Source organism: Niabella aurantiaca DSM 17617, from assembly GCF_000374125.1.
Lineage (GTDB): Bacteria > Bacteroidota > Bacteroidia > Chitinophagales > Chitinophagaceae > Niabella > Niabella aurantiaca.
In genome coordinates this window covers 405,142-419,009 of record NZ_KB893637.1, presented here as the reverse complement: position 1 = coordinate 419,009, position 13,868 = coordinate 405,142, and the positions used below count along the sequence as shown (strand labels likewise).

Sequence of the window (13,868 nt, the reverse complement as noted above, 5' to 3'; positions counted from 1 at the left end):
CGTTCTTTTGCAGGCGCTAAAAATTTACGGAAACGTTTGCATAAAAAAACCGGCCGGAAAAGGATGGAGCAGGACAGTTTATTGTACGCACGAACCTATATTCGCATCAACGGTTGTCAAAAAATAGTCTTATGAAACAAAAAAGTTGACTGCAAATCATCCCCCGACCATTTACGAGCCCTCCCGGTCCGCAAGCATAGGGGTTTTGTTGCAACTATCTTTTGCAATCGATTACAATTTATACCACATTTTACCGTATATGATTAAAACGAAAAGCCTGCTTCTGTTTTTATTGCTCCCGGCGCTGTTAGCGGTAAGCTGCAGAAAAAAGGAATGGGATGCTTTTTACGGACGCCCCGGAACATTGCCGCCCCCCATCTATCAGCAACTGGCAGGAAAGGGAAATTTTAACCACCTGCTCGCATTGATCGACAAAAGCGGCTACAGGGAAACCCTGGAATCCGGCGCCGGCTACTGGACCCTGTTCGCCCCCAATGATGCCGCGTTCGAAACCTACCTGACCGATAACAAAATTACAGACATTGCCGCCATCGACGCCCCTACCGCCCGCGCAATGGTGCAATACATGCTGGTGTACAATGCCTTCCAAAAAGACCGGCTGGACGATTACCAGGCCAGTGAAAACAATACCGGGTGGACCCTGTCAACCGCTTTTCGCCGGAGGACCGCATACTATACGGGTTTTTATAAAGATACTTCGGCCACCGGACCGGTCATGGCCATTGCCACCAACCGGAATAATACGGCCGGTTCACTCACCGGCAACTATGTTTCGGCTGACTACAACAATAAATACCTGACCTATTTTACAGAGGATTATATGTCCAGGGCCAACCTGTCTGCTGCAGATTACAACTACTTTTACCCCAATTCCCAATACACCGGTTTTAATGTGGCCCAGGCAAAAGTGGTCACCGCGGATATCCCGGCTGAAAACGGCGTGATCCATGAGATCGACAAGGTCATTACCCCCCTGCAAAGCATTGATGAGTACATCCGGACCCGGCCGGAATACAGCAGCTTCAGGGCAATGCTCAACCGCCTGTTCATCAACAATACTGTACAGTTCATTTATAATGAAGAGGTCACCAAACGATACCAGGTATTGACCGGAAGCGGTAACCAGGTGTATGTAAAAGTGTACTCTCCGCTACTGGCCTATGCGCCTAATAATGAAAATTTTTTGAAGATCGGCGACAATGATGGTCAAAAGGACTGCTGGACGATGTTCGCCCCCAACAATGCGGCGACCGACGCTTACCTGAAAAACACATTATTGAAATACTACCCGTCCCTTGATAGTGTTCCGGTAAGCATCATCGCCGATTTCTTAAACGCCCATATGTTCCCCACTGCGGTATGGCCTTCCAAATTTGCGTCCACGGTGAACACATTCTCTGAACCGGCCCGGTTCGATCTTCATACAGATGTCATTGAAAAAAAGATCCTGAGCAACGGCATCTTCTACGGAACCAATAAGATTGAGCAGGCCGATATCTTCAGCACGGTTTACGGAGAGGGCTATTTAAATCCCCGGTACACGTTTATGACAAGGCTGTTCAACACTTCGGGGTTAAAATTTTTGATCGCAAAATCAAATATACCGGTAAACATCTTCCTGGTACCTGATGCCGTATTCCTGGCTGCCGGTTTCACGTATAATTCGAACCAGTCCCAGTTCCTGTATAAAGGGAGCACCAACGGTGTACCGGACCGGCTCGACCGGATCATACGGACCTGCGTATTCTTTGGAAATTACAAACCCGAAACCGACGATCTTTCCGGCAGCGCTGTTGTAAAGTCCGGCGATGCGGACGGGGAAGGTGAATACATTAAGTTCAATAACTATAAAATAGTGACCGCCGGGCTGGAAGATGCCGGGCTGGAGGCAACCGTAGACAGCGTAAAAACCTCGGCCAACGGCAAGGTCTACTATCTTGATAACATTCCTTTATATTCCGAAAACGGCATCGGGTACCATTTAGGCAACCTGGGCGACGCCGTTGCTTCCGATTTCAATTATTTCTGGCAGCTGATGCGCAATGCCGCGGGAGTGTTCAGCCAGACCACCAACCAGATCGTAGGGCTTACCGGCTATAGCACGCTCTTTGTACCTACCAATGCCGCCATCCAGCAAGCCGTAGACGACGGCCTGCTTCCCAGGGTTTCAAGCACCGGCGCACCCAACTTCAAACCCTCCGCGCCTGCCGACGTTGAAAAAGTGCGTAAATTTTTATACTATCATATACTGGCCACACATACCGCCGTGCCGGACGGGAATACGGATGCGGCGATGTACGATACCTATCTTAAAAACAGTATTGGCACCACGCTTAAAGTACGGGTAGAGAACTATAAAAATGCCATGAACATCCTCGATGATTATGGAAGGACCGCCCATGTGATCATGGCACAAAGCAATAATCTTTCCAACCGCTGTGTCATTCACCTGATAGACAATTATCTCAAATATAACGACCAGTAATACACTTAATTTTTGCTATGGGAATCGTGATGAAAAAAATAATAACGGCCTGTTTATGCTTCACCCTGCTTTCTCAATTCAGTACAACGTACGCCCAGAACGCCATTGTATTAAAAGGAAAAGTAACGGACAGGAATGGCAGCCCCGTAAAGGATGTATCCGTTTCGGAAACGGACGATGAAAAAAGAACGGTACGGGGCACCACCACCGATATCGAAGGTAATTTTGCATTAACCGTCGATGATGTAAAGCACCGGATCTCCTTTTCAGCGATCGGCTATAAAAGCCAGGAGGAGCTGGCCATCAACACGCGCCGCATTTACAACATCCGGCTGGAAGGCAGCAGCAAGGAAATGGATGAAGTGATCGTGGTATCCACGCATAAATCCGATAATGGGATGCTGCCGGTCCCCGACAGGAGCTCAACGCTTGCCCTCGCCCATATCAATGCCAAAGAAATGGAGGAAATGCAGGCTACATCCATCGACCAGGCGCTGCAGGGCCGCCTTGCCGGTGTGGATATTGCGGCCAATTCCGGTGATCCGGGCGCCGGTTTGCAGATCCGCATCCGGGGCACCTCTTCCATCAACTCCTCCAATGATCCCCTGATCGTCGTGGACGGCATGCCCTACGAAACGCAGATACCTTCCGACTTTAACTTTGGCACAGCAGATGAACAGGGCTATGCTTCCCTGTTAAATATCGCCCCAACCGACATCCGGGAGATCACCATCCTCAAGGATGCCGCGGCTACCGCCATCTGGGGATCCAGGGCTGCCAACGGGGTACTGGTCATTACCACCAAGCGCGGGCAAAGGGGCCGGCCCAATATATCCTACACATTCAAAGGCTCCTTTTCTCCCAGGGCAAAGCCTATCCCGATGCTCAGCGGCGCACAGTACTCTGACCTGATACCCGAGGCCTATATGAACCGGAACGGGATCCCGTTAAATACACAAACCGTTAATGAATTCAAGTACGACCCCAATGATCCCTACTATTATTACAATTACAGCAATAATACCAACTGGGTGGATGCCATTTCCCGGAAGGGCTATACACAGGATCATAACGTATCATTGACCGGCGGCGGCTCAAAAGCCATGTACTATGTATCCATGGGTTACCTCGATCAGCAGGGCATCACCACAGGAACCGACTTAAAACGCATCAGCAGCCGCATCAACCTCGACTACAACGTGTCCGACAGGATCCGCATCCGGACCGATCTTTCCTATGCACATTCGGACAACAACAGGAATTATTCCGATGGCGTGCGCAGTGTGGCCTATATAAAAATGCCCAATATGAGCATTTACCAGTTCGATGAATTCGGGAATCTTACCCCGGTGTACTTCTCGCCCGAATCGAACATACAGGGCCGGTACAGCAAAACATACAACCCGGTAGCTTTGGCCGAAGCCGCAGTGAACAATGTGGTAACAGAAAGGGTAACCCCTAAGTTCAACATGCAATACCAGATCGTTCCAAGACGGCTTACGGCTACAGTGGACGTGCAGTTTGATATCAGCAGCACCAAAAGCAAAAGCTTCCTGCCCCAGGTGGCCACCGGCCTGGAATGGACCAATGCCTATGTGAACATGGCTTATGACGGCGACAACGACAACTTCAATGTGCAGACCAAATCATCACTGGTCTGGACCCCGGAATTTAAAAACACCGATCACAGCTTTGTGGGCCTTCTGAATGTGATGACCTATGATGCCAAAAATGTTTCTTACCAGGCGCGCACTTCCAATACGGCCTCCTCCGGCCTGCAGGATCCGTCGATCCCTTCGCGGGTCAACGGCGCACAATCCTCCCTGGGATCCGGCACTTCTCAAACGGCAAATTCCAGCGCGCTGATCAACGGGCAATACAGCTACCTGGATAAATACATTATCAATGCCGGTCTGCGGGGGGATGTTACGTCAAGGCTGGCGCCAAACAACCGTTATGGCCTGTTCCCATCCATATCAGGCCGGTGGAGGATCTCGGGGGAAAAGTTCCTGGCCCATGTGAAAAAAATAGATGACCTGAGCCTGCGCCTCAGTTACGGACGCAGCGGTAATGCCCCCAGAAAAGATTACAGCTACTACAATGTGTACGATAATTTCGACTGGAGCTTTATGGGGGAATCGGGAATATATCCCTCCAATATGGAGCTGCGGAACCTGAAATGGGAAACCGTTATCGGCACCAACCTGGGCTTCAGCCTGGCCATGTTTAAGAACCGGCTGTTCATAGACGCCGAAATTTACCGCAACCGTACCAAGGACCTGTTCTTTAACGGCCTGCAGATCGCCTCCATTAACGGCTTCAATTCGGTAAATATGAATGTAGGCACCATGGATAACCAGGGATGGGAAATTACCCTGCAGACACAACCGTACAAAAAGGGGCCCTGGCAGGTTGATTTTACATTTAACATTGCCCGCAACATCAATATGATCCGCGAAATATCAGAGTACTACCCAGTCGAAAAAGGGAATATCACCACCAATGGCGTTTATAAAACCTATATGCAGGTCGATAACCCTTTTGGTTCCTTCTATGGCTTTAAATACCTCGGCGTTTATAAAGACAACGACGCCACCCTGGCAAGAGATGCCAGCGGGAAGGTCATCGTACGGCCTAACGGCGAACAGGTATATACGCGTTTCAACTACCCCGCGGTCGACTATACCTTTCAGCCCGGTGATGCGATGTATGAAGACGTGAACCATGATGGGACGATCGACTATCGCGACATTGTGTACCTGGGCAACAGCAACCCGGCCATAACCGGCGGTTTCGGGCTGAATATCGGTTATGGCGGCCAATGGAAGCTCTCCACCTTCTTTAATTTCAGAACGGGGTACCAGATCATCAACGGTACGGAGATGAACAGTACCAATATGTATGGCTACGATAACCAAAGCACCGCCGTGCTGCGGCGTTGGAGAAAAGAAGGCGATGTGACGGACATTCCCCGGGCACTTTACCAATCGGGGTACAACTGGCTGGGGTCATCGCGTTATGTGGAAGACGGGTCCTTCCTGCGATTCAGAACCGTCACATTGCGCTATCTGTTTAAAAGATCCTTCCTCGACGAAGCCAATATAAAAAATTTAAGCGCCTATCTAACGGCAGAAAATATAGTAACGTTCACAAAATACACCGGCCAGGATCCGGAGGTAAGTGTACGGGGGTCCGATCCCTTCCGGGTAGCCACGGATAATTCAATGACGCCGCCCGTCAGATTATTCACGTTGGGACTTACCGCTTCCTTTTAATCCTGAATAAAAAAGCAGCTATGCGTTTAAACAGCATCTATCAAATCGCAATCATAACCGCAATCATGGGCATTTTCACCGGGTGCTCTAAAAAGTTCGATCTGAAACCATCCGATGGCATTATCCGGAACAATTTCTGGCAAACCAAAGAGCAGGTGCGGGCCGCAGTCATCGGCTGTTACGCCGCCTTAATGGGCGACCCCAACGGCGGCAAGAGCCTTGCAGAAACCTTGTTTACCTGGGGCGAGCTGCGGGGAGACCTGCTGACGGCCGCTCTGGGAACAACAGCCGCGGACCTCGAGATCATGAATGTAAATACGCAGGCCACCAATACCATTACAGATTGGCGGCCGGTGTATAAGATCATTAATTACTGCAATACCGTTTTAGACTACGCCCCTTCCGTGCTCGATAAGGACAAAACCTTTACACAGGATCTGCTGAACGGTTACCTGGCAGAGGTCAAAACCATCCGCGCCCTTATGTACTTTTACCTTGCAAGAAGTTTCGGCGAAGTGCCGCTGAAGCTCATTTCCACATCAAGCGATGAGGAGATCATGCAAATAGCCAAAAGCAGCCGGCAGGAAGTGCTCGCCCAGGTATTAAAAGACCTTAACGAAGCCGAACCGATGGCGGTGCTTTCCTATGGGAACCAGGCTACCGATAAGGGACGCATTACCCGGTACACGATCAATACCATACAGGCCGATGTTTATTTATGGATGGAAAAATATCCGGAAGCGGTTGCCGCCTGTGATAAAGTCATCAATTCCAAAAAATTCGGGCTCATCGCCAATAGCTCGGCATGGTTCACTACCCTGTTCCGCAATGGAAACTCTGCCGAAAGCATTTTTGAAATTGAATTCGACCAGCAAAAGCTAAATGTCTTTTACAGCATGCTGGGCACGGGCACCCGCAGGTTTGAAGCCTCCAATAAAGTAATGGACCAGATCTATACTACGGAGATCAATCTCTTCACCAATGCTTTAGACATCCGGTCCGACGGGGCTTCCGTGCGGGCGCAGGACAATGTGATATGGAAATACATCGGCAACAATGCCACCGACATGATCAGTGCCGACGGATCTTATACCCATTGGTTCTTTTACCGCTATGCCGATGTACTGCTGATGAAAGCAGAAGCATTGGCGCAACTCCCCGGGAAAGGCCAGGAGGCGCTGGACCTGGTAACCCTGATCCGGCAAAGGGCCGGAGCCCCCGAAACCACCAACAATGCGCCCGATGTAAACAACATCGACCAGCTATCCTTATTTATACTGGATGAACGTGCGCGCGAATTCGCATTCGAAGGAAAGCGCTGGTACGATGTTTTACGCTATGCGAAAAAGAACGACTATCAGAATATTGCCTACCTGCAGGATTTTGTATCCAGCCTGGTGCCGGCCAATTCGGTGCGCACCGTACAGGCAAAAATGCTTGATCACAACAGTCACTACTTCCCGGTTTACATATACGAATTGCAAACAAACAAACAATTGGTTCAAAATCCTTTTTATCAATAAAAACTCGAGAGAAATGAAAAACTATACGTTCATATGCATCATTGCGAGTTTATTCTTAGCTTACATTTCGGGGGCCGGCTGCAAAAAGCTGGAGATCAAAGAAACCACCACCAACGATCCCAATGTGATGGACTACCTCCGGAATGATTCGCTGAACCGTTTCACCAAACTCATATCCGTCATTGATAAAGCGGGGTATGAAACGGCTTTAAATACATATGGCACTTATACCTTCTTTGCCCCTACCAACGACGCGATCGACGCCTACCTGAAAGCGCACAATGCGAATTCCATTGACGATCTGCCGAAAGAAGACCTGCAAAAGATGCTGCAATTTCATTTACTGTCAGACCCGATCTTAACATCTTCATTTAATGATGGCAAACTTTCATCCATCACAGATTTTGGCCAGTACCTTGTTACCAGCGTTGTAAATACAGCCGGCGTTTCCTCCTACGTGGTAAACCGGCAGGCAAAAATAACGCAGCCCAATATCATGGTGGGCAACGGTGTCATTCATGCCATTGACCACGTACTTACACCATCGCTGCTTACCCTGGCACAATTGATCGAGCAGGACGACAGCTACTCCATTTTTACGCAGGCATTAAAGGAAACCGGATTCTATGATACATTGAATATCACCAAAAACAAAAACGGAGCGCAGGTCTGGCTTACCGTTCTTGCACAAAAGGACCAGGTCTATATCGATTCCAGTATTCAAAACTATGCACAGTTAAAAGCAAAATACTGCAACACCGGTGATCCGAAACGCACCGATGACAGTCTTCATTTGTATATGGCCTATCACATCCTGCCCGATATCAAATACCTGGCAGACATCGTAACCAGCAACTCCCAGGAAACACTGGTTCCGCTGGAAGTGATCACCGATAAATTTGTGAACAATAAAGTATTGATCAATGATGATTCTTATACCACAATCGATGGGATCGTCAATGAGCCGGGGGTAGAACTGGATTTAGCCACCAGCGACCGGTCCGCAACAAACGGAGTGCTGCACAATGCATTGGGCGGGTTTGGGATTAAAATAAGAAAGCCCTTCCCTGTTTACTGGGATCTTTGCGCAACGCAGCCGGAATTAACCCGCCTTTCCTCGATCTATCGCAAAAAGACCTACCTGTTCGATTATGGCGATTCGACCAACAACACGTTCAAAGACGTTAAATGGGAAAAAAGCTGCCTGAAATACCGTACCGGTGTAAAAGGATATTTAGGCGACTACTGGCAGATGGGAATGGGTCGCTCATCCAGCAATACGTCCAACCTGGGCACCTGCTCCGGCAACAGCTGGATCGAATTTACCACACCCCTGCTGGTAAAGGGCAAATACAAGGTCTGGTTCTGCTATTACACGCAAAACTCAACGGTCAGCGCGGTGCAGGCTTTATTCGACTCCGTACCGCTGACCAGCGCCCTGATCGAGTTCAATAAAAAGATATCGTCCGTAGACCCCGCACAGGAAGCCAGCCTGGCAGCCGTAGGCTGGAAATGGTGGGCCATTTCCTCTGAAAAAGCCGGAGCAACCGCCGCGCGCATGCTGGGCATCGTTGATGTAAAAGCCACCGGCCGGCACAAAATAAGATTCCAGCTGGTATCCGGTGCCAACGCAGATTGCAATTTTGATATGGTACACTTTATCCCGGTCGACTGGCCCAGCCAGACCAGTCCCCGGTTTAGCAAAACAGGCAGCATCGAATATTAATTAGCAGGGAGAAAACCATCGATTCAATTACAAAAGCAATAAGCAGATAGATGAAGAACTATATTTTAATGATTGGTGTAGCGGCGGCCCTGTTAACGGGGTCCTGCAAAAAATGGGATGATCATACCACTATAAACAGCCCTGCATTCAATGAAACGCTGATGGAGCAGATCAATAAGAACCCCGACCTGTCCGTACTGGCAGGCTACATAGTGAAAACGGGGCTCGATTCTCTTTTAAATGCTTCAAAGAACCTGACGGTATTTGCTCCCGACAACAGCGCACTGAGCAATCTCTCCCAGGACATTGTATCGGATCCCACGCAGTTGAAAGCGCTTCTGCTCAACCATATTTCTGCCAAGGCCTACTATACGCGCGACGAATCGGTACTGTTGCGCGTGCCCATGCTGAACGGAAAACGGATCGCTTTTAATAACGGACATTGGGGAAATGCGGCCTTAACGCAAAGCGATATCGCTGTAAAGAACGGGGTACTGCATGTGGTTGACAAAGCCATATCCCCGTTGCCCAATATATGGGAATTCATTGAGGCACAAAAAAGCAATTATGCGCAAAATGCCTATATCTCCTCGCTAAAATACATGGCCCAGGACCCGGCGCTGGCAACACTGGACAGCATTAACCCGCAAACCGGCGAACCGGTATACAAACCCAATACCGGCATTGTGGAAATAAATACCTATCGCACCAAAGTGTACGACATCGCCAATGAAGATTCGTTATATACGTATATCCTGTTAACGGATGCCGCATTCAATACGGAAAAAACAGCCCTGCTTCCCTACTTCAAAGCAGGAAGCGCCGACACCGCAAATATGAATGCCGCCTGGAGCGTGGTAAAAGATCTTACGGTAAAAGGCATGTACACAACAAGCCAGTTGCCCGCCGTTTTACTTTCGAAATTCGGCGTACACATCCCGTTAAACGCATCGGCCATCCTGCAAACGCAGGAAGTAAGCAACGGCATTGTTTACATTGTAAATGCCGCCCCGGCCTTACTATCAGAAAAAATACCGGCAGTATATGTACAAGGCGAAACCCCGATCGGGTTTTCAACAACCGACCCCAAAACACTCGTTAAAGTTTTTTACCGGCAACGGATGAATCCCGAAACCGGGCTTTCTTTTAATGACATCTATGCAAACCTGGGCTCCTCAGGCGCCAACTTTTACATCAACTATTTCAGCAATGATCTGTACACCGTAAAATACAAAGTGTACTGGGTGGCATTAAGCGATCGTGTTCTTTCAGGCCAGGGCGATGATGCCTATGGATCCGACTCCACCTTAAGCCAGCTCGTACAAATAAGACCCGGAGCAGATGCTGATTCCATCCTGTTTAACAGCGCTGCCCCGCTTCTCCCCAATACGTATACCGAGATATATATAGGAGATTTTACCAATACGGATTACAACTGGCTGCTATCGTATCCGCCGGGCACGCCGGACGGTAAAAGTTATATTTACAACCCTGCTACAAAATATATCCGGTTACTGGCACCCTCCAGCGTCACTTCCGGAAAGCCCTATAACATTACATTAGACTATTTAAAGTTTGTACCGGTTTTAGATTAACTAAAAAATATTAATCCCTGTTCATCAGATTATGAGAAAATCACATAAAATATTCAGCATTGCACAAACAGCAGCGTTACTATTGCTAACGGGCATTGTGCAGGCTCAAAATAAAAACGCGCAGCAGGTCCCGATACAAAAGGATGCCGTCATTATAAAAGGAACGGTCATCAATGCCGTTACAAAACAACCTGTGAACGGCGCAAACATTACGTACAAGGACTATGGGGCCGCCATTTCTGACAGTACCGGTAATTTTTCGATAGGTGTACCGGATAAAAGCGCGACCATCCTGATCAAAGCAGGCGATTATAACGACAAGGAAACAGCGCTGAAAGGAACGGATCAGGTGGTGATCCAGCTGCAGCCCCGCGGTGCTTTCAGTTACTATGATGAACTTGCCGCTCCTTCCGGCATCAAAAGAAGAAGCCGGCTAACCGGCGCCATCGAATCCATAGAGACCAACGGTTCCTGGTCCGGCACCCCGGAGACCCCGGACAATTATCTTCAGGGAAGAATGGCCGGATTAAACGCCATCCGGAGATCGGGCACACCCAATTCCGGCGCCAATTTATTCCTGCGTGGCTACTCTTCACTTTACGCTTCCAACCAGCCCGTAATCATCGTAGACGGGGTGTATTACGATAACGGCACTTATGGTGCGCCGTTAACAACCGGATATTATAACAATCCCCTTTCCTTCATTGACCTCAAAGACATTGACAACATCACATTCATAAAAGATGCCACTTACGCGTATGGCGCCAAAGCAGCAAACGGGGCCATTATTATAACCACCGCAAAAGCCAGGCAGGAAGCCACCACTATAGACGCGTCTGTTTATGGAAGCATCGCCTTTGCTCCGCAGAAGATTCCCGTGATGGACGCAGCCGGCTACCGCTCCTACCTATCAGAAATGCTGCAGTCAAAAGGCCTGTCCGCCGCACAAATAGCCGCCCTGCCTTATATGGATGACAATCCTTCCCATCCCGACTATTACAGGACACATAATAACAACGACTGGCAAAACCAGGTATTTAAGAATACGTACACACAAAACGCCTATTTAAAAATTACGGGCGGGGACAATATTGCCAAATATGCGCTTTCCATCGGATATGCCAACAACAAATCGCCTTTAGCGCACACCGGCCTTCTCCGGTACAACATGCGGTTCAACGCCGATTTTAATCTCAGCAAAAGACTTTCCGCAAGCGCAAATGTAAGCTACTTCAGAAATGAGCAAAAAATAAGGAACACCGGCATTGCGCCTACTACCAACCCCATCTTTGCCGCACTTGTTAAAGCACCCTTCCTTGCCGCAAACGATATATCGGACAACGGGATCACATCTCCGCAGCTTGCAGACAGGGATACTTTCGGCATCAGCAACCCTGCAGCCATCAGCAAAACCGTAACCGCGGAAAACAACAGTTACCGTTATGTGGGCGCACTTGGTTTTAACTATTTACTAAGCAGGCATCTTACATTGGGGACCACCATTGCCGTTACCAGCCAAAAAATAAGAGAAAACTTTTTCATCCCGCAAAGGGGAATTGCAAGCGACACCTTAATGAACGGCGTTCCGGCAAACAACCGGTCCGGCGCACAGGTAATAAAAGTATTCAACATCTTTAACGACACCCGGATCGGTTACAAAAGGAACTTCAGCAACCGCCATGACCTTGCCGCCACCCTGGGAGTCCGTTATAACAAAAGCAGTACCGAACAGGATTATGGACTGGGCTTTAATTCCGCAACCGACCAGCTGACCAGCGTTGGATACGGTTTAAATACCCTCCGGCAGATCGGCGGATCATTAGGAGCCTCCACCTGGCTGAACACTTACCTGAATGCAGACTATGGTTTTAAAGACAAATATTTTGTAACCGTGAATGGCGCATTAGACGGTTCCTCGCGTTTTGGCAGGCAAGCGGATCAATCCGGGATAAAAATAGCAGACCGGACCCTGGCCTTCTTCCCGGCGGCCGGCATTTCCTGGATCCCGTCCTCCGAAAATTTTATGGCAGGCAATCAAACCGTAAACCTCGCAAAGATCCGGTTATCCTATGGCCTGACCGGCAATGATGATATCGGCAACTATACCGCACGGAGCTATTATACATCGCAAAACCTGTTGGGAATATCCGGCCTGGTCAGAGGCGGCATCAGTGATGAAAGACTACAATGGGAGCAGGTGGCAAAATTAAATGCCGGTATCGATCTTGCGCTGTTCAATGAGCGGCTGAACATTACCCTCGACGGTTACAGGAACAACACCAGCAAGATGATCCTGTACGAGCCCGGGCCAACGGTCAGCGGACAGGACTATATCATTACCAACAGTGGCGGCATGAGAACGACTGGCCTTGAAGCCAATGTAAACACTATTATTATTCATAAAAAGAAGCTGAAATGGCAATTGGGCTTTAATATTTCAACATACGAAGCGCAGATCACCCAATTACCCTCCGGGGATATTTATACCGGTTTTGCCGGAGGTACCATGATCACCCGGGTGGGGAGCCCCCCCAACCTATTCTATGGCTACAAAACACAGGGGGTTTACGCATCGGATGCCGCGGCCGCTGCCACCGGTCTAAGCAATAGGAACACCAACGGTTCGCTGACGCCCTTTAAAGGCGGCGACATCATCTTTGCAGACCGCAACGGCGATCATGTAATTGATGAAGACGACCGGCAGATCATCGGAAATCCCAACCCGGATTTCTTCGGCGGCATCAGCACACAGCTTACCTGCGGAAATTTTACCCTGGACCTGCTGGCCACCTTTAGCAAAGGAAACGATATTTATAATTATGCGCGCCGCCAGTTAGAATCGGAAAGCAATTACTACAATCAGACCGCGGCGATCCAAAACAGGTGGAAGACAGACGGACAGCTGACCGATATCCCCAAAGCTACCTGGGGCGACCCAATGGGTAACAGCCGGTTTTCCGACAGGTGGCTGGAAGATGGTTCCTATCTGCGGCTGAAAACGGCTTCCCTGACCTACAAAATACCGGTGAGGCCCACCGCCCTGAAATATATCAATGTTTATGTAACAGGCAGTAACCTGCTTACGTTTACGAAATACATGGGGTACGATCCTGAATTCAGCGCCACATCCGGTGTGTTTGGGCAGGGCGTGGACACTTTCCTGGAGCCGCAATATAAGCATATACAGGTGGGTGTAAGGGTAGGTTTATAATGAAAATGTATAAAATCAGGACACAAAATAAA

6 protein-coding genes are annotated in these 13,868 nt (G+C 49.0%); all 6 read left to right on the top strand.

Translation table 11 applies throughout. The annotated features are described in order from the left end of the window. The first annotated feature begins 259 nt into the window (after window positions 1-259). The 6 genes from B160_RS0115405 to B160_RS0115380 all read left to right on the top strand — a co-directional run bounded on the left by B160_RS0115405 (window position 260) and on the right by B160_RS0115380 (window position 13,836). A complete protein-coding gene (locus tag B160_RS0115405; protein WP_040679929.1) occupies window positions 260-2,506 on the top strand; it encodes a fasciclin domain-containing protein in 2,247 nt (748 codons plus the stop codon). 17 nt (window positions 2,507-2,523) lie between these two features. Further along, window positions 2,524-5,781: a SusC/RagA family TonB-linked outer membrane protein gene (locus B160_RS0115400; RefSeq protein ID WP_018628828.1), complete on the top strand. Its 3,258-nt coding sequence runs from the start codon at window positions 2,524-2,526 to the stop codon at window positions 5,779-5,781. A gap of 65 nt (window positions 5,782-5,846) precedes the next feature. After that, entirely contained in the window at window positions 5,847-7,304 is a 1,458-nt protein-coding gene (locus B160_RS0115395) for a RagB/SusD family nutrient uptake outer membrane protein (protein ID WP_245562229.1), read from the top strand. 13 nt (window positions 7,305-7,317) lie between these two features. Then, window positions 7,318-9,030 carry a fasciclin domain-containing protein gene (locus tag B160_RS0115390; protein WP_018628826.1) on the top strand — a complete coding sequence of 571 codons (1,713 nt, stop codon included), beginning with the start codon at window positions 7,318-7,320 and terminating at the stop codon, window positions 9,028-9,030. 50 nt (window positions 9,031-9,080) lie between these two features. Beyond that, window positions 9,081-10,625: a fasciclin domain-containing protein gene (locus tag B160_RS0115385; protein WP_018628825.1), complete on the top strand. Its 1,545-nt coding sequence runs from the start codon at window positions 9,081-9,083 to the stop codon at window positions 10,623-10,625. 31 nt (window positions 10,626-10,656) lie between these two features. Beyond that, window positions 10,657-13,836, top strand: a complete 3,180-nt coding sequence (locus tag B160_RS0115380) for a SusC/RagA family TonB-linked outer membrane protein (RefSeq protein WP_018628824.1) — start codon at window positions 10,657-10,659, stop codon at window positions 13,834-13,836. Window positions 13,837-13,868 lie beyond the last annotated feature (32 nt).